This is a genomic window from Pseudovibrio sp. Alg231-02 (assembly GCF_900143565.1).
Classification (GTDB): Bacteria; Pseudomonadota; Alphaproteobacteria; order Rhizobiales; family Stappiaceae; genus Pseudovibrio.
Genome location: NZ_FREX01000019.1, coordinates 38,131 through 61,046, shown reverse-complemented (window position 1 = coordinate 61,046; position 22,916 = coordinate 38,131). Strand labels below are relative to the sequence as shown.

The following is a 22,916-nucleotide window of genomic DNA, read 5'->3' as shown; positions in this document are numbered from 1 at the left end:
ACATTMAAAGGGCTTAACGTGGCTGGCAAAGCTGCGCGGGCGATTTCGGGATGGGCGTCCATTAACGTCAGAAAGTCAGCTTTGTGAACATAGCCAATTGTCGTTTTACCAACTGCTGTAGCATTTTGCGTCCGCTTGCGGCCGGTCAGCACGCCTATGATGCCAATGAAGTGGCCCTCACCAAGCACTGCAAGAATTGTTTCTCGGCCACTGGGGCTGAAACGCCCCATTCTAACTGCACCTGAACGCACAATGAGCAGGCGATCACCATCATCACCGGTCGAGAAGATCGTGCGGCCGTCCTGATAGGTGTGGCACTGCTCGACAGCTGCAAAAGCGGCCTCGACCTTTGGGCTGAGCAGGTCAAGGAACTTGAGGCTCCCGTGATCCAGCAATCCTGTCATGGCCAAGGTTCCTTAAGATGCGTTGAGGGCGTACACTTCATCACCTATCCTGAACATCGCCCTTGTTGTCAACACACCATACTGTTAGTTGCAGAGCTTCAATCGCGGCTGCAGCTAGCGATAGCCACGAATGTCTGCTTGTGGTCACAAGCGACGCGTCAGGAATGGCTAGAATTTCGGGCCAGAAGCCGCCATTAGAGCGTTTCCATCAAGAGTTGAGACACGCTAACCCGAAGTCCTTCCACTTTTCTCGAACCAGTCCAAGCTCACCGAAGTTGAAGGGGCAACCTCAAATTAGGCAGCCGGCATACGGCACAACTTTTCATCCCCAAACCCTTTAACCATACGATCACGTTTGGACGAGGTGTTCCATACGATACACTTCCCTGCATCCAGTCCTCTTAAATGACAGTCAACAGTAAATGGTGGGGCATGCTCAGCAATGCGGCGCAGTTCGCTCCACCTGGGTGATCTAGAGGAGAGATGAGATGCCAATAGATGGAGCTTCAGGTTTTAGCCCTTCGCACTTTATCGGAGGCGGTTTTGACGGAGATGCCTTCGAACCAACTTACGATAGCCTGCCAAGTTCAGTAAACGGGGACGGCGTAACTGCTGAAGGCCCTGAAAAGGTTGCACAAGTGTTTCGTCAAGAGCGCGCACCAATATTCCGCCTCGCAAACTCAACGCCAAACTACAACGGCATCAAATCGCAAAACTTCGGTGATCACGAAGGCTTCAGCTACTACAATCTACCGGGCGTCAACTCGTTCATTAACTTTGGTCGCGAAGAAGGGCAGTTTAAAGGCGAGAACCACGGCGATAAGGTTCATATTTCTGTAAAGAAAGAGCACCTCGAACAAGCATTTGATGCAATCTCCGGCTTGCTTTTGTCTCCAGACTCTCCAATCGACAAGTGGAAAGTGACCAATCTAGACTCTACTAAGGGTAGCGTAGATACTAGTAATCTGGCGCGACGTGTTTCTGATGGTGCCCAATTCACTCTCTACATCCGTGCTGAAGAAGAAGGCGAGCCTTACACCACTGAGCAGCTGGTAAAAACACGCCAGTTCTTTGAAGAGATTGAAGGAGCTTTGTTGACCAACTGGGTAGATGAAGGCGTAAAGCCAGATTCAGACGTCTCCGCTCACCACTGGGGCTACATTAGCTACCGCAACGAGCTAAACAGCGACCGTGCTGGCGGCGAGCAACAAGCAGCATTCCTAAAACAGGAACCCGTCTTCCGAGCTCTCACCGAATAAGACGCGAAAATCATTTTTAAACCTAACCGCAAGGCTGCCAGTGCAGCAGCTGAAAAGGCGGTCAAGAATATCCGGCAACTTTGGCCCGCTCTAAGAGTGGGCTAGAAGACGATATTCATGGGTTTCTGGCAGAGGTTGAGGTAACATCAAGGTGACGATGTCGTAGATCTTTGTGGGGTGAACTCTTCTCAACTCAATAAATGTACAGCTACCGAACGAAGAGCACGTATAAACCTTCATTACTCTTTCACATCTATTGAACAAAGGACTTGGAGAATGGCGGCATAGCAACTTTAATCAAATTGTCGGGTAACTGTGACGAGCTCCACGCTCTCAAACTTCAACAGCAAGGGCAGTTCCAAAATCCTACCCTTGCTGTTGGCGATGCGTTATGATCAAGCGGTTGCAGTCCGCCTATCCAGACTGGATGTCAGAATGCTCACACCGACATACAAGACCGACGAAACTACGCATCCAACCAAAGGCCCTACCACCCATCCAGTAGTACCCCAGATCAACAGGTAGCCCGAAATGCAGAAGCCTCCAACCATAGCAGCCAGTGCCCCGTATGCGTTTCCGCGCCAGAACGCTGAAATGAAGACCGGCCCAACCAAAGCAGCAAGCAGAGTGCCTGTACCAAGAATACCTAACCATGACAGGAAGAACGGTGGCGCGTAGATCATCATCAACAAGCCGACCAATCCAAACACCACAACTGCCGTTCGGTTGATGAACAAAACTGTCTTGGGGTTTTCATGACCCGGGAACAGCGCTCGACGTAGATCGTGAGATGCGGCAGAGGCGACCGTGTGCAGCAACGAGTTTGCCGTGGACTGCATGGCAAACAGGATGCAGAGCGTAATGAAGCCGCCTAGAACTGGGTGCAGGAACGTCTCCAAATAGACCGGCATAGCCTGATCGGCCTCGGCGAGATCCGGCATCTTGAGCCGCATGTAGAGACCGACGATGGGGATCAGCGACAGGATGCACGCAAAAGGCGCCACATAAAGCGCAACAGTCGAGAACTTCACGTCGGCTCGAAACGCCAGAAAGCGCACTGCCATGTAGGGCAGGACAGCGGAGAACATGAACGCGTAGGGCAAAACCAGATAGACTGCACCTTTGGCCTGGCCGTAAGGGTCAGAAGACACAGGGTTCACGAGATTAGGGTCGATCTTATTCAGCTGAGTGACCATCTGCATCAGGGGAATGTCGCTGAACATTTGAACACACACGATAACCGCGGCAATCAACATGCCTATCAGCATCAGCGTGTCAGTCCAAGCGACCGCCGTCAGACCACCTAGAACAGTATACAGGATGATGATTGAGATCATCACCGTAGCGCCCCAGACCTGCGGTAGATCAAGCCACCCTGACGCGAGTATGCCAACCGCTTTGATTTGACTAGTCAGGAATACAAGTAACAAGACAATTGTGACGATTGCCGCAACGCCTTGAACCAGACGAGCTAGCCCACCGGTGCTATGCAGGTTGGCCGCATATTCCGGGATCGTATTACTGCCCATGGATGCTGCGCGCTGCGACAGGAACTTAGCAAAGAAAAGTACAGCGATCACCATTGCAGGTGCAAACATAAAGTTGCCTAGAATTTCGATGGCACCGAACTCGTAAGCGACACCGGGTGAGCCCATGAAGCCCCAACCGGAGTAGCCCGTCGCCACGATCGTCGCGGCACCCACAAAAGGGCCAAGCGACCGGCCAGCGACTAGAAAACCGCTTTCGTCATCGTTATTGAAATGCACAACTTTGCTCGATTTCCAACCCAGCCAGATTAATGCGATAAAAGACGTCGCCATGATCAGCCAGTTGATCCACGGAATACTTTCCATGATCTCCTCCTCCAGATTTGGTAAGTGATGCACCGCCTTCTGTTGCGGAACGGGTCTTTGGGGTCAGTCGTTTTTGCGAACGCGATCTAACAGCCAAGCCACAAGCGCGGCGGCGATGGTGGCCATACTCAGGATGACAAACCAATCAAGTACCCATGAATTCAGAAACATATGCTCCCCCAGATTAAAATGTCTCTATATGCGGAAACGCCCCGACCATGCACAGGTCGGGGCGTTTCATTTAGATCAAGCCGCTTTGGGAACTGATTTGACGATCAAATGCTCGGGTCCGTAAGGGAAGTTGGTGATGTTGCGATTGCCTTCGTCCTCGATCACGATGATGTCATGTTCGCGGTAACCACCCGCGCCGGGCATGTTCTCGGGAATAGTGATCATCGGTTCCATAGACACTACCATGCCTTTTTCTAGAATCTTCTCGCAATCTTCGCGCAGCTCCAGACCTGCCTCGCGACCATAGTAGTGACTAAGCACCCCGAAGGAATGGCCGTAACCGAAGCTACGGTATTGTAGTAGATCGGCCTCGGCGTAGATCTCGTTCAGTTCTTTGGCAATGTCGGAGCACTTCGCACCTGGCACCAGCAGCTCCTTGCCGCGATCATGGACCTTGCAGTTCAGTTCCCACATCTTGATGTGCTCATCGCTCGCATGCTCGGCAAACAGCGTACGCTCAAGCGCTACGTAGTAGCCTGCGACCATCGGGAAGCAGTTGAGGGATAGGATATCACCACGCTGGATCTTGCGGCTGGTGACTGGGTTGTGCGCCCCATCGGTGTTCACGCCGGACTGGAACCAGGTCCAGGTATCTAAAAGTTCGCCATGAGGCCAGACCTTGGCAATCTCGCGAACCATAGTTGCCGTTGAGTGCAGCGCTACTTCATGCTCAGGCACACCAACTGCAATTGCTTCCACACAGGCCACACCGCCGATGTCTGCAATGCGTGTCATCTTTTCAGTATGCGCAATTTCTTCGACAGACTTGATCATGCGCAGGCGCATGGACGCTGCTGAGATATCGACAAGTTCGACGTTCTGAAACTCGGCCTTAAGCAGGTTTAGCGTGTCGATGGTGATGTGATCGAACTCAATTCCCAGACGCTTAACACCACCTATCAGGGGGCGAATGGCATGAAAATAATTGTCTTTCTGCCAGTCGGTATAAGTGATGTTTTTGCCGCCAAAGGTGCGGCGCCAGGGCTGACCGCCATCGATACCTGCACTGATGGACGTTGCGATGTTGTGGTCAACGAGAAACCCGTAACGGCGCCCAAACTGGCAATAGATGAAATCGGAGTAGTAATTCACACAATGATAACTGGTGAAGAGAGCTGCATCGATGTTTTCCTTCGCCATATGTGCACGGATGGCGTCTAGGCGACGCTGCATTTCGACGTCTGAGAAAGTGCCGGGAGCCTTGTCGCCGTTACCGACGTAGTTCTGTAGACGTTCGCGTTCCATGAGGGGACTCCTGAATTTAATGTCGCCAAAAGCGGCTAAAAACTAACCACATGAACCGGAAGTTGCACGATTTCGTCAAACGATGTTATTTCAGGATAGGTTTAGTTTTTCTAATGAAGAAGGAATATCATGACCTTGCCTCCGTTGAACGCCCTTCGTGCCTTTGAAGCAGTTGCACGACTAGGCTCTTTCAAAGCCGCAGCCGACGCCCTTTTTGTCACGCAATCTGCGATTAGCCATCAAGTGAAGAACTTTGAAACCTGGTTGGAGGCACCGCTGTTTCATCGTGAGGGTAACCGTGCAATCTTGTTGCAGCGTGGCGTTGAACTGGCAAATTCTCTGTCTCTGTCACTGACTGAGATCGATGCCGCATGTCACCGCGCCCGTTCGGACAATGGCCGCAACGAACTGGTCATTGCCGCAATCCCATCCGTTGCCATGTGCTGGCTCATACCCCGGCTTGCCAAATTCAAAGAAGCCCATCCGAGCATTGAGACGCGTATTATCTATGCAATCCATGGTTACGAGATCGACTATTCAGACGTACATATCGCTTTCTCCTTCTTGTCGAACGAACCGCAGGGTGCGGATGTTGACGCGTCATTCTTCCTGAGTGGTGACAGCCTTCCGGTGTGCTGCCCAGCCCTATTGGAACAACACGGAAAGTCTTTGGATCACATCTCGGATTTGTGCAGTCTTGGTTTATTGCATGACGGTGATACATGGGGGTGGCAACGCTGGTTTGATCTCAACGGGAACGAAGACCTCGGCCCTTTACAGGGGACAACTTACGAAGATTTCAACCTACTCAGGGCTGCCGTATTATCGGCACAAGGCGTCGCTCTTTGCCCGCTTGCGATGGTACAGCCGGATCTGGAGATAGGAGCTCTAGTTCAGCTCTCAGACCGCCGAATGACCTACGGGTCAGATTACTATCTCATCAGATCCAAACGTGTCCCGTCATCAATGCAAGCACATATCGACATTTTCTCTGACTGGGCATTATCCGAACGGAAAGTTGGTTTGAGACATTAGCGCAGGCTGAATAAGTGGCGCTGTTGCAAAAATCAGCGGGCTCTACAAAGAGATAGCTTTCAACATTGCTTTTGTGACTTCAAGCATCCAAGTAAAAACTCTCTCGCGAAACGCAGGCGGTCCATACATTGTGACCCATCTAAACGAGATTTCATCATTCCTAACTGAGAGTAATTCGTTTTGATGTGATCCTGAGATGTGATGTTAAAATTAGGGCACATCAAAGGAGGTGACGGATGCCCAATTTTTACCCAGATATGCCCACAGGTCTGAACGACAGCATAACAGGGGCTATTTCCAGTGATGGTAGCCCAGAGCTCAACAAGCATTATACATTACCTGCTAGAACAGGGGTTGCTGTAAGGCTTGAGGCTGGACAATCTCTCATCGTGGTGAATCCAACAGGCACGCAAGTTTGTGATTTTTGGGCGTTTAATCCGAGCAACTTGTATGAGTACCTTTCCATGAGCCATTGTCGGACCGCTTTGGCAAGTGTAGTGCCAACCGTCGGCGATATCCTCGTATCCAATGCAAGGCGATCCATGCTTACGTTGGTACGTGACACGTCCCCAGGTGTGCATGACACAGTCATTGCCGCGTGTGATCATGCTCGTTACCAACAGCTTGGGTGCAAAGAATATCACGATAACTGTACAGATAATCTGCGCCAGGCATTGAAGTCCATCGGCCTAGAAGCAAAGGTAATTCCAGACCCGTTTAACCTCTGGATGAACGTTCCTATCACCTCAGCCCGCAGAACAGAATGGGCAGCACCGGTTTCAAGACCGGACGATGAAATCGAGTTTCGTGCTGAGGTCGACGTACTGGTTGTAATGTCTGCTTGTCCGCAAGATGTCACTCCAGTAAACGGTGAGAACTGTGCTCCATCCGACCTTGCTTACCGCGTTACCCTTTGGGGGAACGCATGATTCAAAACCCAATTGTCTGGCCAAATGGAGCCAGATGTGCCTGCGCAATAACATTCGACGTTGACGCAGATAGCTTGATCCACATTTCTCGCCCCAAAGATGGGTTTGATCGTCTGTATCCAATTTCTATGGGACGGTATGGTCCCACTGTTGCTTTACCCCGTATTTTGGACACTTATCGCAGATTGGGTCTGAAACAGTCGTTTTTTGTGCCTGGTTGGGTGGTTGAGCAATATCCAGAGGCTATGGATCTAATCCAGGAAGATGGGCACGAAATAGGCCACCATGGTTATCTCCATGAAGATCCGACTAACCTTTCGGATGCGGAACACCGTTATTGGTTTGAGCGAGCTCTTGAAGCCCATAAAAAAACTATTGGCAACACACCCAAAGGGTATCGCGCTCCAGTCTACAACGCATCACAAGGGGTGATTGATCTCCTGGTCGATAATGACTTTCTGTACGATAGTTCACTGATGGCAGATGATATTCCTTATAGAATTCATACAGCTAAAGGATCCCTTGTTGAACTGCCTGTACATTGGGGGACAGATGATTGGCCACCCTTCGCACACTACTCAGAGATTGATTACATGATGCCCGTCGCAGGGCCTTCGAGGGGGCTGGAAGGGTTTTGGGAAGAGTTTGAGGCTCAATATGAGCATGGTGGTTTTTGGATGGCAATTTGGCATCCATTTCTGACAGGGCGCCTTGCTCGCTGGACACTGGTTGAAAGATGGCTTGAAACGATTCTGGAGCGAGGTGATATCTGGTTTGCACCACTTCATGAGATTGCAGAGCATGTGAATAATCAGTTTGTGCGTGATAATCAGTCTATTCGCGTGGAAGAATTGCCTTATTACAACCAACCTGTTCATCTGGGTGCAAAGTAAAATGGGAGCATTCATGGGTTGTGAGGAGTTTGAAGCACAGCTTGCAACAACCTCCTTTACTTCAATTTTTATTTCTGACAACAAGGCACAGCGCCATGAACTCAGTCGGGCGGCAATACCAAGAAAGATAACCAGCAGCGGTCATGGACAGCTTGACGGAGCCGTTGTCGCGATCAAGGCAAACATTGCGCTAAAAGGCCTTGCAACCTCCGCTGGGTCGAAACTGCTTTCTGAGAGACCGGCAGGTGAGAATGCAACAGTGATAGAAGCTATCATTAATGCCGGGGCCATGCCTGTTGGCCATGCCAACATGGCTGAGCTTGCTTTCTCTGGTCTTGGGCTAAATCCGCATTTCGGAACAGCTGAGAACGCCTTAGATACTTCACTTGTACCTGGTGGCTCATCTTCAGGCTGCGCAAGCGCCATAGCATCAGGCTTATGCGATCTTGCGATCGGGTCTGATACATCAGGCTCCACCCGTGTCCCTGCCGCATTTCAAGGTATTTGCGGGTATCGTCCTACTATGGGCCGTTATGCAATGGAAGGTGTCGTACCACTAGCTCCCTCTCTTGATGTATTAGGCCCGATGGCCCGCAACGTAGAGGGCATCATAGCCCTTGACTGTGCGATGAGGGGGACATTGCCAGAACGGGTGAATGCAACACCCTTCACTCAAAAATTCATTTTACCTGTCTTTTCTCACCCTGTTCTTGATGAAGATATTTCCAATGCATTTGAGGATACTGTGAATCTGTTAGAACAGCACGGGATAGATATCGAACGCAGACCATTCCCCGCCTTTGATAAGACACTTGCCCTTTTTGCAGAATTTGGGCCACTTGTAGGCCATGAAGCTTATGAGCAGATCACACAGCTTGTAGCACTCGAGGATAAGCTGATTGATCCGCAAATCAAAAAACGCTTGCGGGACTTTACCCCAGTTTCAACTGATACTCTGCAACATATAATGACAACTCGTGCCAAGCTCTGCCAACTTGTGCAAGAAACTTTATCAGGTAATCTGATGTTGATGCCGACGGTAGCTTGTCGTCCCCCTAATCTTGCAGAAGTCCAAGAGAGCAGTGCGACGTTTCAGCGAAAGAATGCAGATGTACTTAAACTGACTATGCTCACAGCCTTCCTTAACGTTCCATCCCTGGCCATACCGATGAAACCTGCTGATCCTGGCTTGAGTTACTCTGTTTGCGGCGCATACGGGACAGACGATGAAGTCTTACAAGCTGGTCTGCATCTTGAGCATTTGCTGAACTAAAGGTGCTGCGTTTAGGCTTAAAACTGCACTTTTTCTAAGTAGAGAATGTTGGTTGAGATAAATTTTATTTGCCACGAAACAAAGTTCATAATGAAGAAATGTCATGCTGAGATGATCTTCAATCATTTGTGGTCACCCCATTTTTCCGAATAGTTATAAATGGAAAAATTGGAGACGATCATGGCATCCGCACCAGAACTACTCATTGTTGACTCGAGCGCACGAGAAACACGTTCCATCACTCGTTCCCTGACCAAACTGTTTGCAGATAGCTGGAAACAATCCGGGGATGAGGTCATCTGTCGTCGCGATGTCGGCTTACGACCACCGCATTTTATTTCTGAAACCTGGATCGCTGCTGCATTTACTCCCCCCACCGAACGTAGTGATGAGATGAGAAGGCAGCTCGCCCTGTCAGATCAACTGATTGCGGAAATCAAAGCAGCAGATGTAATCGTACTTGGTGCACCAATGTACAATTATTCTATGCCAGCAAGCCTGAAAGCGTGGTTTGATCTGATTGCGCGGGTCGGAGAAACTTTCTCATTTGATCTTTCGCGCGGAGATTATCCAATTGCACCACTTCTTTCCGGTAAAAAACTAGTAGTCCTTTCCAGTCGCGGCGAGTTTGGTTTTGAGAAGGAAGGGATCAGATTCCACATAAACGCACTCGACCCAGCAATTGCAGCCTGTGCACATTACCTTGGCGCCGCTCAAGAGGACATCCACTTGATCAGTGCAGACTATGAAGAATTTAAGGATGAACGTTGGGAGAGATCTGTGGCCGCTGCACGTGAGAAAACTCACAATCTGGCTACCACACTCCGCGAGCAGCTTGAGCCAGTTGTAGCCTAATAGTACGCGGGAGAAGGACTGACCTTCTTCCGTACTTTAAAATGCACTCAAACTCTCGAGACTTCGTTAATACTGTCAAATCTTATAAATTTCAGATAGTAGCACCTACTTCATCTTGAAGCCATCTAAGAAAATTCTGTGCTGTTTTTTTGCGAGTGCCACCAATAGTTAGAACTGCTCTGTAAAAGTAACCGGGTAGCCTTGCTCCATTGAGCACTACAATTTTATCATTCAGTTCTTGAGCTTCAAAAATGGTATTACTGATCAGCGCTGCAGCATTTCCTCTGATGACAGCATCAAGTGCAAGATTATAGGCATCCACCTTGGAAATTATGTAGTCCTCATAGCCTTCATTATTATTTTCAGAGAACCAGCGTTTCCATGTCGGAGAGTTGAGGCTGGATAGCTCCCAACGCACATCCAATAAGCGCTTGCTTGTCAAGTTCTCTATCTGATTGCCTTCCGATAACATACTAGGTGAACAAACAGCCAGATATTCCTCTCTGTACAGATTAATTTCAACACTATCGGGGGGGGCTTTCGGGCCATACCGAATAACCAGATCAGCCTCGCTACTATCAAGCGGGGTACATTTTTCAGAAGCAATGACATTCACGGCGTAATCGGGAAAACGTTCGTAAAAATTGTTTAAGCGAGGAAATAGCCAATAACGGGCAAACTCTCGTGTTACGCTAACATTGACAGACTTATTGTCTTTTTCCCCGTATGTTTCGAAGAATGCAGCAGCAAGACAATCAAACCCACGTGTCACCTCTGGCAGGATGCGCTTTCCTTGCTCTGTCAGGCTAAGGTTCCGCCCATTCCGATCGAATAATTGAAGGTTAAGCAGCTTCTCCAAATGCCTGATCTGATGACTGATCGCTGTTGGTGTGACAGCCAACTCGTCAGCAGCATCTGTGAAACTGCCATGACGAGCAGCTGCCTCAAATGCTCTGACAGCGATCAGCGGAGGAATGCGTCTGCGCATTTCAGTTACCTTGTATCTTGCTTTCCTACCTGCAAGCATACCATGTTTAGCAGGTGAGTATCTGTATGTTGTAAATCAGTTTTTTAAAAGCATGTACGCAGGGCTCAAAAACAAGCAGCTCTGCGTACGCTTGTGTTTAATGTTTCAGATCAGAATAGGTAATTTTCACGGAATCTGCGTTCACCATATCCAGAAATGGCTTGTTTCGGTCATCCGCCAAAAATGTCTGAAGACCATCTTTTGCACTTTGCAAATCTTTCCAGAATACTACCTCAACCCATATCCCGTCATCCTGCAGTGAAACATAACGGTCGACAAACCCGGAAACATTTGTCAGGTTATTGTTAATGCTCGCAGCAACCTGAGCTAACTTCTCTGCATCAGTCCCTGCTTTTGCAGTGAAAGTTACATATTCCAAAACACTAGCCTCGTTGAGTTGTGTTGCCATTGCACTTTCTCCATGCGCCACTACCAACGGCATTGCGAATACTGCCGCAGTGACGACTTTCTTGATTAGGTTCATAGGTTTGTCCTCCCTTTCAATCCGAAACATTGTTGTTTCAGGCTTCACCTCTGTATTGACTTGCATTATGTTATTGTTGTTATTCGCAAGTTCGCTTTACTGATCAGTCTACGGCAGCGTCAGCCATCACATGAATTTTCTTGGCAACGGCTCTTCCAAGGATCTTGTGCTGCTCAGCAGACATATGCAGACCATCAAGACCGGCAGCCTCTGGGATGACCACGCTTGCATCAAAACTCTCTATGCCAGCAGCATTAGCTGCAGCTTTCAGCGCTGCCCCAAGTTTCCGTGACTTTTCTTGTCCGCCTTCAAACATTGCGGCAAAGTCCGGGTGTGCCATCGTCGAAACAGGTGGCGGAGATATAACCAGCACTTCGGGAGCCCTGTAGGTATAGGCCACTCCTCCTTCTGTCCCCTTTGCAACCTTGGCAACTTCAATGATCGCATCAGCGATATCTTCCGCACTGCGAGCCAGATCATTCTTCAGATCATTAGTCCCCAGCATGATGACAACAAGATCAAGTGGCATTTCGCGAGCGATGGCGGCAGGCAGGTTTTTTGCACCATTGAAGGCGTCTGCTGGCACACTGTTCCATGCAGCTGGTTCGTCTAGATTAGTTGAGCGGACAGTCAACCCATCCACACTAACTTTGAACTTATCACCCAGCTCCGCAGCTAGCACACCTGCCCATCTATCATTATCTGCGTAACGTGAACTTGGGAAGGCAACTTCAACTCCCTTCCAACCCCACGTGTTTGAGTCACCATAAACGAGCACGTTATAGGTCATTCTTCTTCTCCTTATCAGTTGATGATGTGACAGTCTTCTGGGTGCCAATTCGCGAAAACGCCCGCCCCTACTTCGATGTCTAAGGTTTTCAAGTCACGCTGTTGAAGTTGTACGAAGATCTTGCATCCAGAGGCTGTTTCCAGTTGTAGGTTGACGAGCGCTCCCACAAACTCCTCACCTACGACCCGGCAATAAACTTCGTTGTCCGCCCATCCGCTTTCCTGTGACAATGAGATCTGATCAGCGCGCACAATCAGATTGATCTTGCTGCCAACCTGAAGTGTTCTGAACTCATCTGAGGTACATCTGAAAGTGCCATCCTTTCCATCAACAAGCACTTCGTCCGTTTCAGTAGATTTAACCGTACAGCTCAATATGCTGCTGCCACCAAGGAACCGTGCCACGAAGCTGGTTGCCGGTTTGAGGTAAATCTCCTGCGGTGCGCCTTCCTGCTCAACTCGGCCTTCGTTCATAATCACGACTTTGTCGGCCATAGAGAATGCTTCTGAGTGGCTGTGCGTTACATAAACAAAGGTAATTCCCAGCTCGCGCTGCAGGCGTTTTAGCTCTGCCTGCATTTGCAACGAGAGGTGCGCATCCAGTGCGGAAAGTGGTTCATCCAGCAAAATAATCGAAGGTTCAGTTACCAAGCATCTGGCCAGCGCTACCCGTTGTCTCTGGCCACCAGAAAGCTGGTCGATTGAACGGTTTACATATTCATCCAACCCCAGTTTTGATGCCCACTCATGAGCTCGTCGATGGCGTTCACCTTTGGAGACGCCGCTCATGCGCAGCCCGAACTCAATGTTTTCCAGCACGCTCAAAAATGGAAAAAGAGCAAGAGACTGCCATACCATAGGCATTTCACGTTCCCAGATTTCCTGATGCCTGATGGAACGGCCAGAGCGCAAAATGTCACCGGTAGTTATGCTTTCCAGACCAGCCAGACAACGCAGTAATGTGCTTTTACCGCAACCAGAGGGGCCCATGATGGCGGTAAACTGACCGCGATCAATGTTCAGATTCAAGTCCCGGATAGCCACGGCTTTGCCGTAGTTCTTACGAATATCCCGAAGCGCGATGTGTACATCCTGCGATGGGCTTTCATCAGCCTGCATAGAAGTGTTTGTTTGGATCTTTGCGGTCATCACAGTTTCTCCTTTGAAAACCGGCGCAGAGTAATAAACTGGGCGCACAGGATTAAGCTCATGGACACAACGAATGTGAATGAACCAATCGCATTGATGCGGGGACTGACTGCAGATTGAAGGAAGCTGAGAACGCGGACCGATGCTGTTTCATTAAGGCCGCCAACAAACCAAGTGACGGCATACTCATCAAAAGACACTGCAAAGCTCAGCAGAAATGCCGCAAAAACGGACGTTTTGGTTAAGGGAATGATGACTTCCCAAAATGCCCTCCAGTTTGATGCTCCGAGGTTTTGAGCAGCAAACTCAAGATCGCCGTCAATCTGAGAGAGGCGTAGTCGGATAATGGCCATGGCAAAGGGAGAGGCAAGGACAATCTGGGAGATAACGATTGCAGAGAGATTGCCCGAGAGGCCCACTCTGGAAAGATATGCCAGCATTGCCAGACCAGAGACGACAAGAGGCACCAATGGCGGCAACAGTGCAAACACCATCAGCAGCTTCTTACCAACAAAATTGAAACGATAGTCAGTATAGGCAGCAGTGAACCCCAAAAACGTAGAGAGTGGCGCCACAATAAGAGCAACCAACGCTGTATTGAGCAATGCTCGAATAACCAAGTCATCCCCAAATGCCAGCTCATACCATTGGGTTGAGAAGCCGGAGATAGGAAGCGTTGGGAAACGATCGGCCGTGAGCGAAAACACAAAATTCGTCATAATCGGTGCATAGAGAAACGCAAGAGCACCTGCGCACAGGACCATGAGGATTATTCTTGTTGCTTGAGAAAGGTGCATTACTTCCTCCGGTACGCGAGTTTAAGACTCGTCAAAGCGACAATAAGCAGTGTCCCAATCATCACGATTGCAATGACAGCTGCACGTGGCCATTGCTGGCCTGATTTGACGGTGTCTGTGATCAATATTGCGAGAGTTGGGAACTTACCGCCGCCCATGTAGGTCGGAGAAACAAAGTCGCCAAAGCTGAAGATGAAAGCAAAGAGTGCCCCCAGAATAAGACCTGCACGAGTACCCGGCAGAAGGACTGAGAAAAACACCCTTACTGGGCCACATCCAAGATTATAAGCCGCGTTGATCAGTGTTCTGTCAAAAGACAGCATAGAGATCGATTGGATCACTACCACCAGAGGTAACGTAAGCGTGACGTATCCGACCTGCATCGCAAACTTTGAGCTAAGGAGGCTTCCGGTTTCGAGACCAATAGCGGCAAGGAGATTGGATATTACCCCATTATCAGTCAGGTAGATTTGCCATGAGTAAACCCGCACAAGGTAACTTGTGAAGAAGGGTACTACGAACAATCCCAATACTGTTAATTTAGCACGCGTTGACAAAATAAAACCAATAGCCAGCGAACACGGCAAAGCCAACAGGCTGGCAATGGCAGCAACACAGGAGGCCCCTAGAAATGTCCGCCCGTATGCCTGCCAGAAATAGTTGGCGCTCAGGATTTTCACCCAATTATCCAGTTGGAAATCAGGCTGCAGCACGAAGTTCCGCACATCCCAGAAACTCAACCAAACCAGAAGAAGAAGTGGGCCGAGAAAGAAAAGAGTAAGCCAGAACGGTAAGGGTGAGACCCAGAAGCTGCTATAAAGCAACCTCCGAGCTGATAACGCGGGTTTTTGCATGGTGTTATTCCGGGATTATCGCTGAGTTTCTAGGTGCTTTTGTATTCGGACCAGAAGTCATTCCAGTCTGCCAGATCTTGCTGCACTGGCAGTTTGCGGATTTTGATCCGACCTGCCCGAATAAGGTCCATAGCGTTCCCTGATCCTTCAAACATACCCAGATGACGGGCATCCTCGGGTCTTTCCTCGATCATTCGTTTCCAACCACGTTTGCTTGGGATAACTGCCGGGAACACATTCAAGTTTGCTAGACGAAATTGACCTTCGGGCCCTGCCATATATTGGATAAATTTGCGAGCCAGTTCTGCCTTGCGAGAACCTTTGCCGATTGAGAAGGACTCAGTAAACTGAAGGCCTCCTTCCTCTGGGATGGTAGTAGTAACATTGGCCCCATCCCGGCGTAAAACTCCGGTGATCCATTCACCAATACCTGGCATTACAGAGACTTCGCCGCTCTTTAACGAAGAGAGCACACCGCCGTAATCATAAAATCCGCGCACCTGCGGCTTTAGTTCCAGTGTCGTCTCTTTAAGTTTACTCCACCCGGCCTCTGAAAGATTGAAAGGGGCTTCGTTACCATTGTACTGACTAAGCACGCCAAGATTGGGCAAATGCCAATCGAAATGACCGATCTTATCCTTCAGTTTTGTATCCCATAGGAGTTTGTAGCTAGAAGCTTCTTTGCGAGAAACAGCGTCTAAATTGTGAGAGATACCCAGAAAACCAAACCGGCTGATCATGGCGTAAAGTTTGTCATCAACCCAGTGGCCTGGGAATTTATGGAACTCATGAAAGAAATCATCGAGAGGGTAGTCTGAAGGGTTCAACTGTTCTACAAAATCAGCAGCTACCAATTGATGCACGTACTCAGCATCCGCATGGACCAGATCATAAGTGCCACGCGGAGATTGGCTTAGCAGCGCCAACATCTGCTCGCCGCCAACGTAGTACTTTGGTGTAATCTTTACGCGATTTAATTCCTCAAACTCAGCGACAGCGTCAGGCTCTGCCTGCCCATACCACGCCAACATGGTCAACTCAGTTATGGTTTGAGCGCGCAATATATTGGGCATAGCTAGTGCGCCGGTTGCTGCCGCGCCTGATTTGATAAACAAACGGCGACTACATGAAAATTTCTGAACCATTGTTCCCTCCCTAATGGTTCAGAAACTATGGGAACACAGGGTAAAGACGGCAAACGAGCAGAATTCATGCCATGCTCAGAATTTTTCATTCTGATGAGCGTATTGTAGGTTTTATTTGATAGTAAACTTCTGGATACGAAGTAAGTCCTGCCTAACTTGTAAATATCACCCTATCGAGAAGAAGAAGTTACCTTTTTATAAATCCCAAAGTACAAAGGAAAGCTGCTACAATTAAACATACCAGCAAGAAAGCTAGCGGTATCTGCAGGTAGAATAACCTCCCCCTAAGTTGACTTAAACATTCTCGTCAAAACGTCCCCCACACGATGGAAGTCCGGATCCATTTCGGTCTCCAGCGGAGCTATGACGAAGTAGGCTCCTTTGCGTTGATGGAAGCCGAAGGGTGCGCAGAGGCGATTGTTTTCGATTGCTTCTGTGACGAGGGGCCGAGGTGCGATTGTGGGACCGAGGCTGGCTTCGGCGCCCTGAAGGGCCAAGTACATCTCATCGAAGTAGATTGTGTTTTCGGCTGGCTCCAGAGAAACGCCGCTTTCCTCCACCCAGTTCTCCCATATATGCGGCCTGTCTTTTGGAAGCAGACGATTGTAGTGAGTGAGGGTGTGGGCTGGATCGTTTGCTTCTGACGACAACAGCAGCGGTGAGATCACCAATCCAAACTCTTCATCTGCAAGTTTCAGGAGCATATTACTTACATCGGGGACCTCCTCAACTCTCAGGCTGAGGGAGTAAGAAGCATCCACTGCGCCGTAATGTGTATCATTTGCTACGAACTGCAACGGGCGATCACCAATGGCCTCTTGTATCAGACGGGCGTTTGGGATGATTACACGCAGCAGGCTGGTAGAAGGAGCAGCTAGTACGAAGGGTCTGTTTGAAAGGTCGTGAGAAAAACTCTGTTCGGCCTGCCGCAGTAAAGCAAAGGCGCTTCGAGTCTCCTGAAATAACCTTTCTCCGGCTGGTGTCGGCTGGTTGCGGCGTGAAACGCGGATGAACAACTTGGCCCTTAGTTCCGCTTCCAGTGCTTTGATGTGTTTGCTGACCGCACCTTCGGTAACACACAGCTCATCCGCCGCCGCTGCTATGTTTCCGCATCTCACAATCGCCTCAAAAGCTCTGAGAGAGGGAAGCCTACCCAGCAAATTTACTTTCCTATTACTCAAGTCATAATCCCAAATATTCGATTATCATCTGAGTTATAGCAGCCTAATAGTCAAATAAGAAAGTATAGGAGGCAACTTTGAACAAGCTCTGGATTGATACGGATACAGCATCGGATGATGCAGTTGCACTGATGATAGCTATGTCCCTGGCGCCGGAACGGATTACAGGCATCAGCACGGTTGCCGGAAATGTGCCGGTGAATTTGTCCTCTCGCAATGCGTCCTACATTGCTCGGCTCTGTGAATTTGACACAGCCATTCACGAAGGCGCTGCTAGTCCGCTGTGCAGGCCGCTGAAGACAGCTCAATACATCCATGGTGAAGATGGGATGGGTGATATCGGATTGGAAATAAGTACGCCTAACTTATCTTGTGTTCCTGCTGCAGTTGCTCTGGCGAAGGCAGCTCAGGAACATAAAGGAGAGCTGGAGGTGGTCACGCTTGGCCCGCTCACCAACATTGCACTGGCGTTGAAGTTGGATCCTGATTTTGCAGGCAATATTGCAAAGATGACCATCATGGGCGGCACTGGTGATTGCTATGGCAATGTCACACCCGTCTCGGAGTACAACATTTGGGCTGACCCGGAGGCTGCCGACGTGGTTTTTCGTTCATCCATTCCCAAGGTGATGGTTGGATGGGACATTTCTCGCAAGTATGCGAGTATTTCTGATCAGGAGGCCGAAGAGTTGCTTGCACTCGGTTCAGTAAAAGCTGAAATTGCAGTTAACTCGCAAAAAGTACTCCGTGCGTTTTGCGCTTCAACCTCAGGCGTGGTTGGTTTTGACTTGCCAGATCCAATTACTCTTGCTGCCGCAATCAATCCATATGTGGTCACAGCGACAAAGCCTTATGCAGTCAGCGTTATCTGCCAGGACGGTCCTGCCAGAGGGTTCACCATCCTCAATGACAGGCATTGCCAGGACACACCTAAAACAACAAGAGTAGCGCAAGCAGCTAACAGAACGGTATTCTGGCAGATGCTGATGGAGGCATTGAAATGACTCTAAATGTTCTTTCCATGCCCAAAGTGGAGCTGCACACACATATTGATTGTAGTCTCGATTTTGAAACCGTGGTTCGCCTCCAATCAGGTATGACTTTTCAAGACTATTGCGAAGCCTTCATTGCGCCTGAAAAATGCACGGATCTCACACAGTTTTTGGCATGTATCGATCCTGCATTGGTGCTATTACAAACGAAGATGGCCTTGCAGATTAGCGTTGACGGAATGATCCGCCAGCTGACAGCAGATAACGTAATCTATGCAGAAATCCGCTTTGCGCCGCATTTACACACTCGTAACGGTCTGCGACCAGAAGAAGTCGTGGAGATTGTGCTAAGCCAGATGTTTGAAAGCAGTAAGCGGGAAGGAATCTATTGTCGGCTGATCCTTTGCACGCTGCGTCACTTTAAAGCAGAGCAAAGCTTTGACGTGGTTGACCTTGTCGCCCGTTATCAAACGCAAGGTGTAGTGGCGTTGGATTTGGCTGCGGATGAGGCCAACTTTCCGCTCGATGAGCATATTGGAGCTTTTCGCCGTGCAAACACGTTGGGGCTAAATACAATCGCCCATGCAGGAGAGGCGCGCGGTGCTGGCAGCGTGCAGGAAACATTGGATAAGCTATCTGTCAGCCGTATCGGTCATGGCGTCCGCTGTGTTGAAGATCCTCGGGTTTTGGAGCGTGTGGTGAATGATGGTATTCATCTGGAGGTTTGTCCTAGCTGTAATGTCCAAACAGATATCTTCTCGCAGTTGAAGGACCACAGCTTGAACCAGTTGAAAGATGCTGGCGTTACTCTCAGCCTCAATACAGACGCCCGCACCACAACTAATCTCTCTCTCACTCAAGAATATGAGCGTGTGCAAGAAGCTCTTGGTTGGACAGAGCAGGATTTGCTCAACAGCTCTCACTCAGCGTTGGGCGCAAGCTTCGCACCGGATGACATTAAACTGAGTGTCCGCCAGAAACTGGCGACTTTTGCGAAGGAAGTGGCTGGATAAGGAAGCTCTGTCATCCCTGCTAACTCGCCACTCACTTGAATAGCCTGACAAAACAAGTTTCTCAGGCTATTCGATCAGTCAATGAGCTCCAAGCGAATACATCTGACCATTGGACTTATAAATCGTGTCAGACTGCTACGGGAGCTGAGTAGGGTGTGGCGTTGTCTTCAACAGTGAACTGACCCATCACGCCGCAATCCTCATGCTTGAGGATATGACAGTAGTACATGTATGGGGACTTGCTAACTGCTTTTTGGTCGAACTTGACCAGCAGCTCTGAAACTGAGCCAGGCGCTGCATAAATCATATCCTTCCAGCCGCTTACGTAGTCAGGAGGCGTTTCTCCCATTTGCTTCAAAATGCGGTAAGAACCACCGTGAACATGGAATGGATATGTCCCGTCCTGAGAGATTACCCGCCAGATCTCATACTTACCTGTATATACGACCTCATTGATGGAATTCATGTCCATCGGACGATCATTAATCCCCATCGCGATTTGTCCTTTGCCATAACACCGATTGCCGAGGGTTGGAGCTAGGGATGAAAAATGCTCTGGCACGTCCTCACCCAGATCAAAACTGCGAATACGTTGGGCAGATTTGGGTTATATCGCAGACTAAACAGCAAGGTGAGTTGGCAGTGAAGCCGCGTTTAGCCTGTCAATTAAAGCAGTGGTTGTTGGCCAACCTTTTGGATAGCAGGTCTATACACGATACAGCCTCTTAGTGTTTTATCTATGCAAATTTCGAATTTAGCTTATTTGCAAAATTCCTTAGACAAATAATCGTAGTGATCCTACACCCAGTCCAGACAGACTGAACAAGGGCTAATTCGATGAATTTTAGTATCACTGTTAATGGTATTAAGAAAACGGTGGAGGCAGACCCAGAAACTCCAGTTCTCTGGGTTCTTCGCGACAATCTTCGACTGACAGGCACTAAGTATGGTTGCGGCGTTGCTTCTTGCGGCGCTTGCACTGTCTATATCAACGGCGAGCCAACACGATCTTGTCAAGTTCCTATCGAAGATGCCGAAGGCGCAACTATCACAACAATCGAAGGCGCACGAGGTCGAGTTGCACAGTCAGTCCAGCAAGCCTGGGAAGAACTTAGTGTCGTGCAGTGCGGTTATTGTCAGTCAGGACAAATTATGTCCGCAATTAGCCTGTTGTCGCGCAATCCTCGTCCTGATGAGGCAGACATCAATGATTACATGTGGGGCAACGCCTGCCGCTGCGCCACTTACCAGCGGATCCGAGCAGCTGTACAGCGTGCTTCCGAAATACTGGAGAGCTAACATGGTTTCAGAGATTTCTCGTCGCTCATTTTTGAAGGTTGGTGCTGCGGCTTCATCACTGGTCCTTGGACTAGGCGCGGATGTGTTATCAGCAAAAGAGCACAGTGATGCGGAGTTTACTCCTTTTGTCCGGATTTCAGTTGATGGCACCGTGACAGTAATTGTACGACACTTTGAATGCGGCCAAGGCACCGCAACCGGCCTGTCCACGTTAGTCGCTGAAGAGTTGAACTTTCCACTAGCTGAAATACGCATGGAGTTCGCACCTGCAGCAGCTGATGTTTATGGCCGTAACGGTTTCATGGCCACAGGTGGCTCAGGATCAATGCGTGATGCGTATATCCATTATCGCTCTGCAGGAGCTGCTGCACGAGAAATGCTGATATCTGCGGCAGCCAGATCATGGCAGGTATCTCCAGAGAACGTAAATCTAAATAATGGCGTATTAAGCAGTATCGGCAAATCTGCACCAATGGGGCGCTTTGTAGTTGAAGCAACCCAATTTCCTGTGCCCGCTAAGCCACAGTTGAAATCATCAGAAGCTTTTACACAGATCGGTAATCCAGAAATTGGCCGTATCGACAATAAAGAAAAGGTTACTGGTGCAGCAAAGTATGCCATGGACATGCACCTTGACGACCAAGTTACTGCAGTAATCCTACGCAGTCCGAGATTTGGCGGTAAGTTGACTTCATTTGATGTCGCTAATGTTGTGGATAATCCTGATTTTCTAAGAGCACATGCTTTGCCAAATGGTGATGGTGTTGCTGTGTTCGCCAAGAGCACTTGGGCTGCTTTTCAGGCACGAGATCTGATCATAGCTGAATGGGATTTTTCCAAGGCTGAAAATCGTTCTTCAGATGAAATGCGAGCCGATCTACTATCAGCAGTCAACTCAGATCCCGAATATCATGCTAAAGGATCGATAGCTGGCACAGCTTCTGCATTGGAAAACGCCACTCAAATAATTGAGCAAGAGTTCTATTTTCCACATCTTGCGCATGCTCCGATGGAACCGTTGACCTGTACGCTAGCCAGGACTGAGACAGGTGTGATCTTATATGATGGGTGCCAAACGCCCTCAGGTGCTCAGGCGGTGCTATCCCGCATGCTTCAACTCGAACCTAAGCAAATCAAGATTGAAACATTATTTGCTGGAGGTTCGTTTGGACGACGCGCCAATACCGGGGCGGATTATCACCGGGAAGTCGCAATGGCCTTTTTGCTCTTTGGCGGCGAAACTCCAGTGAAGCTTGTCTGGTCACGCGAAGACGATATCAAAGGCGGGTACTATCGTCCGGCAGTTGCGCATAAAGTCAGGATGGGTTTAGACGGAACGGGCCGGATAGTTGGTTGGGATCACCGAGTTTCTGGACGTGCAATCTTCAAAGGTTCATTCCTAGAGAGACGAATGGTACGTGATGGCATTGACCTCGGATCCGTAGAAGGGATTACCGATACTCCATACTCGATACCTGGTCATTATGTGGGGGTTACTGATGAACGATCTCCAATAACCGTGAACTGGTGGCGTTCAGTTGGTCATAGTCATACCGCCTATGTGATGGAGAGTATGATGGACATGGCGGCAGCAGCAGCAGGACAGGATCCGGTGAGCTACCGTCTATCTTATTTGATGGGGGATAGTCCCGATCAGAAACGGCTGGCAAGCGTTCTCCGGCTAGTAGCACAAAAATCCGATTGGGATGGACAAGTGCCTGAGGGCCGATCTCGAGGAGTCGCAATACATAAATCATTCCATACCTATGTTGCTGAAGTTGTTGAGATCTCCGGGAATGCAAACGACGGTGTAAAAATTGAAAGGATCACTTGTGCAGTCGACTGTGGAGTTCCAGTAAACCCGAATGTAATTGAGGCACAGATGGAAGGTGGAATTGGGTTTGGCATCGGCCATATTATGCGCGATGAAATTACCTTCACGAATGGGGAAGTCGACCAGTTCAATTTCCCTGATTATGAACCTCTCCGGATCAACGATATTGGTGCAATAGACACATTCATAGTGCCTTCTGTGGAGCCGCCAACAGGAGTTGGAGAACCCGGGACACCCCCAGCGGGTCCTGCGTTAGCAAATGCGATTGCGGCTACGGGTGTCAGAGTATCACATCTACCGATGTCTACTAATGGTGTTGAATTCGTCTGAACGACCAGAAAAGTGACAGAAAACTTGGCTTAGAAGTTCTCAATG

Annotated in this window: 22 protein-coding genes; 10 read left to right on the top strand and 12 right to left on the bottom strand. The window is 49.3% G+C overall.

Translation table 11 applies throughout. The annotated features are described in order from the left end of the window. The coding region (locus DHN43_RS26620; RefSeq protein WP_159097006.1) for a Crp/Fnr family transcriptional regulator at positions 1 to 404 on the bottom strand (404 nt) is incomplete at its 3' end. A 488-nt stretch (positions 405 to 892) separates the two neighbouring features. On the opposite strand from DHN43_RS26620, the gene DHN43_RS26615 reads away from it, so the two are divergent. Further along, positions 893 to 1,663 carry a type III effector phosphothreonine lyase gene (locus DHN43_RS26615; protein WP_108820674.1) on the top strand — a complete coding sequence of 257 codons (771 nt, stop codon included), beginning with the start codon at positions 893 to 895 and terminating at the stop codon, positions 1,661 to 1,663. A gap of 395 nt (positions 1,664 to 2,058) precedes the next feature. Here the strand turns inward: DHN43_RS26615 and DHN43_RS26610 are convergent, their stop codons facing one another. Together DHN43_RS26610 and DHN43_RS26605 are read right to left on the bottom strand one after the other, a co-directional pair. Further along, positions 2,059 to 3,516: a sodium:solute symporter family protein gene (locus DHN43_RS26610; RefSeq protein WP_108820673.1), complete on the bottom strand. Its 1,458-nt coding sequence runs from the start codon at positions 3,514 to 3,516 to the stop codon at positions 2,059 to 2,061. A 246-nt stretch (positions 3,517 to 3,762) separates the two neighbouring features. Then, positions 3,763 to 4,992: an aminopeptidase P family protein gene (locus DHN43_RS26605; protein ID WP_108820672.1), complete on the bottom strand. Its 1,230-nt coding sequence runs from the start codon at positions 4,990 to 4,992 to the stop codon at positions 3,763 to 3,765. Positions 4,993 to 5,121: 129 nt separating this feature from the next. On the opposite strand from DHN43_RS26605, the gene DHN43_RS26600 reads away from it, so the two are divergent. From DHN43_RS26600 to DHN43_RS26580, 5 genes are all read left to right on the top strand, one after another. Then, positions 5,122 to 6,027: a LysR family transcriptional regulator gene (locus DHN43_RS26600; RefSeq protein ID WP_063289878.1), complete on the top strand. Its 906-nt coding sequence runs from the start codon at positions 5,122 to 5,124 to the stop codon at positions 6,025 to 6,027. Positions 6,028 to 6,263: 236 nt separating this feature from the next. Further along, on the top strand, positions 6,264 to 6,956 hold the full coding sequence (locus DHN43_RS26595; RefSeq protein ID WP_108820671.1) for a DUF1989 domain-containing protein: 693 nt from the start codon (positions 6,264 to 6,266) through the stop codon (positions 6,954 to 6,956). After that, positions 6,953 to 7,849 (top strand): polysaccharide deacetylase family protein, encoded by an 897-nt coding sequence (locus DHN43_RS26590; protein WP_108820670.1) that lies wholly within the window; start codon positions 6,953 to 6,955, stop codon positions 7,847 to 7,849. Before DHN43_RS26595 ends, DHN43_RS26590 begins: the two co-directional genes overlap by 4 nt. 13 nt (positions 7,850 to 7,862) lie before the next feature. Beyond that, positions 7,863 to 9,122, top strand: a complete 1,260-nt coding sequence (locus DHN43_RS26585) for an amidase family protein (RefSeq protein WP_159097005.1) — start codon at positions 7,863 to 7,865, stop codon at positions 9,120 to 9,122. A gap of 180 nt (positions 9,123 to 9,302) precedes the next feature. Next, entirely contained in the window at positions 9,303 to 9,977 is a 675-nt protein-coding gene (locus DHN43_RS26580; protein ID WP_108820677.1) for an FMN-dependent NADH-azoreductase, read from the top strand. Positions 9,978 to 10,068: 91 nt separating this feature from the next. On the opposite strand, the gene DHN43_RS26575 is transcribed toward DHN43_RS26580, so the two are convergent. From DHN43_RS26575 to DHN43_RS26540, 8 genes are all read right to left on the bottom strand, one after another. Continuing rightward, entirely contained in the window at positions 10,069 to 10,965 is an 897-nt protein-coding gene (locus DHN43_RS26575) for a LysR family transcriptional regulator (RefSeq protein WP_108820668.1), read from the bottom strand. A gap of 136 nt (positions 10,966 to 11,101) precedes the next feature. Further along, positions 11,102 to 11,488: a hypothetical protein gene (locus DHN43_RS26570; RefSeq protein ID WP_108820667.1), complete on the bottom strand. Its 387-nt coding sequence runs from the start codon at positions 11,486 to 11,488 to the stop codon at positions 11,102 to 11,104. A 103-nt stretch (positions 11,489 to 11,591) separates the two neighbouring features. After that, positions 11,592 to 12,278, bottom strand: a complete 687-nt coding sequence (locus DHN43_RS26565; protein WP_108820666.1) for an SGNH/GDSL hydrolase family protein — start codon at positions 12,276 to 12,278, stop codon at positions 11,592 to 11,594. Positions 12,279 to 12,292: 14 nt separating this feature from the next. Continuing rightward, on the bottom strand, positions 12,293 to 13,426 hold the full coding sequence (locus DHN43_RS26560; RefSeq protein ID WP_244307032.1) for an ABC transporter ATP-binding protein: 1,134 nt from the start codon (positions 13,424 to 13,426) through the stop codon (positions 12,293 to 12,295). After that, on the bottom strand, positions 13,426 to 14,223 hold the full coding sequence (locus tag DHN43_RS26555) for an ABC transporter permease (protein WP_075701434.1): 798 nt from the start codon (positions 14,221 to 14,223) through the stop codon (positions 13,426 to 13,428). Before DHN43_RS26555 ends, DHN43_RS26560 begins: the two co-directional genes overlap by 1 nt. Beyond that, positions 14,223 to 15,077 carry an ABC transporter permease gene (locus DHN43_RS26550; RefSeq protein ID WP_108820665.1) on the bottom strand — a complete coding sequence of 285 codons (855 nt, stop codon included), beginning with the start codon at positions 15,075 to 15,077 and terminating at the stop codon, positions 14,223 to 14,225. Before DHN43_RS26550 ends, DHN43_RS26555 begins: the two co-directional genes overlap by 1 nt. A gap of 29 nt (positions 15,078 to 15,106) precedes the next feature. Further along, on the bottom strand, positions 15,107 to 16,222 hold the full coding sequence (locus tag DHN43_RS26545; RefSeq protein ID WP_108820664.1) for a polyamine ABC transporter substrate-binding protein: 1,116 nt from the start codon (positions 16,220 to 16,222) through the stop codon (positions 15,107 to 15,109). 284 nt (positions 16,223 to 16,506) lie between these two features. Further along, positions 16,507 to 17,382, bottom strand: a complete 876-nt coding sequence (locus DHN43_RS26540) for a LysR family transcriptional regulator (protein ID WP_256387200.1) — start codon at positions 17,380 to 17,382, stop codon at positions 16,507 to 16,509. 98 nt (positions 17,383 to 17,480) lie between these two features. On the opposite strand from DHN43_RS26540, the gene DHN43_RS26535 reads away from it, so the two are divergent. After that, complete coding sequence (locus tag DHN43_RS26535; protein ID WP_108820662.1) at positions 17,481 to 18,407, top strand: nucleoside hydrolase; 927 nt, start codon at positions 17,481 to 17,483, stop codon at positions 18,405 to 18,407. After that, positions 18,404 to 19,408: an adenosine deaminase gene (gene add, locus DHN43_RS26530; protein WP_208995642.1), complete on the top strand. Its 1,005-nt coding sequence runs from the start codon at positions 18,404 to 18,406 to the stop codon at positions 19,406 to 19,408. Before DHN43_RS26535 ends, add begins: the two co-directional genes overlap by 4 nt. Positions 19,409 to 19,535: 127 nt before the next feature. Here the strand turns inward: add and DHN43_RS26525 are convergent, their stop codons facing one another. Then, on the bottom strand, positions 19,536 to 19,970 hold the full coding sequence (locus DHN43_RS26525) for a multicopper oxidase domain-containing protein (protein ID WP_159097004.1): 435 nt from the start codon (positions 19,968 to 19,970) through the stop codon (positions 19,536 to 19,538). A 275-nt stretch (positions 19,971 to 20,245) separates the two neighbouring features. Here DHN43_RS26525 and DHN43_RS26520 point away from each other — a divergent pair, with 275 nt between their 5' ends. Both DHN43_RS26520 and DHN43_RS26515 read left to right on the top strand, forming a co-directional pair. Beyond that, positions 20,246 to 20,707: a (2Fe-2S)-binding protein gene (locus DHN43_RS26520; protein ID WP_108820660.1), complete on the top strand. Its 462-nt coding sequence runs from the start codon at positions 20,246 to 20,248 to the stop codon at positions 20,705 to 20,707. A 1-nt stretch (position 20,708) separates the two neighbouring features. Further along, a complete protein-coding gene (locus DHN43_RS26515) occupies positions 20,709 to 22,871 on the top strand; it encodes a xanthine dehydrogenase family protein molybdopterin-binding subunit (protein ID WP_108820659.1) in 2,163 nt (720 codons plus the stop codon). Positions 22,872 to 22,916: the final 45 nt, after the last annotated feature.

Coding starts and splice junctions, on each gene's coding strand:
- DHN43_RS26615 (WP_108820674.1), top strand. CDS start 893: ATGCCAATAGATGGAGCTTCAGGTTTTAGCCCTTCGCACTTTATCGGA.
- DHN43_RS26610 (WP_108820673.1), bottom strand. CDS start 3,516: ATGGAAAGTATTCCGTGGATCAACTGGCTGATCATGGCGACGTCTTTT.
- DHN43_RS26605 (WP_108820672.1), bottom strand. CDS start 4,992: ATGGAACGCGAACGTCTACAGAACTACGTCGGTAACGGCGACAAGGCT.
- DHN43_RS26600 (WP_063289878.1), top strand. CDS start 5,122: ATGACCTTGCCTCCGTTGAACGCCCTTCGTGCCTTTGAAGCAGTTGCA.
- DHN43_RS26595 (WP_108820671.1), top strand. CDS start 6,264: ATGCCCAATTTTTACCCAGATATGCCCACAGGTCTGAACGACAGCATA.
- DHN43_RS26590 (WP_108820670.1), top strand. CDS start 6,953: ATGATTCAAAACCCAATTGTCTGGCCAAATGGAGCCAGATGTGCCTGC.
- DHN43_RS26585 (WP_159097005.1), top strand. CDS start 7,863: ATGGGTTGTGAGGAGTTTGAAGCACAGCTTGCAACAACCTCCTTTACT.
- DHN43_RS26580 (WP_108820677.1), top strand. CDS start 9,303: ATGGCATCCGCACCAGAACTACTCATTGTTGACTCGAGCGCACGAGAA.
- DHN43_RS26575 (WP_108820668.1), bottom strand. CDS start 10,965: ATGCGCAGACGCATTCCTCCGCTGATCGCTGTCAGAGCATTTGAGGCA.
- DHN43_RS26570 (WP_108820667.1), bottom strand. CDS start 11,488: ATGAACCTAATCAAGAAAGTCGTCACTGCGGCAGTATTCGCAATGCCG.
- DHN43_RS26565 (WP_108820666.1), bottom strand. CDS start 12,278: ATGACCTATAACGTGCTCGTTTATGGTGACTCAAACACGTGGGGTTGG.
- DHN43_RS26560 (WP_244307032.1), bottom strand. CDS start 13,426: ATGACCGCAAAGATCCAAACAAACACTTCTATGCAGGCTGATGAAAGC.
- DHN43_RS26555 (WP_075701434.1), bottom strand. CDS start 14,223: ATGCACCTTTCTCAAGCAACAAGAATAATCCTCATGGTCCTGTGCGCA.
- DHN43_RS26550 (WP_108820665.1), bottom strand. CDS start 15,077: ATGCAAAAACCCGCGTTATCAGCTCGGAGGTTGCTTTATAGCAGCTTC.
- DHN43_RS26545 (WP_108820664.1), bottom strand. CDS start 16,222: ATGGTTCAGAAATTTTCATGTAGTCGCCGTTTGTTTATCAAATCAGGC.
- add (WP_208995642.1), top strand. CDS start 18,404: ATGACTCTAAATGTTCTTTCCATGCCCAAAGTGGAGCTGCACACACAT.
- DHN43_RS26520 (WP_108820660.1), top strand. CDS start 20,246: ATGAATTTTAGTATCACTGTTAATGGTATTAAGAAAACGGTGGAGGCA.
- DHN43_RS26515 (WP_108820659.1), top strand. CDS start 20,709: ATGGTTTCAGAGATTTCTCGTCGCTCATTTTTGAAGGTTGGTGCTGCG.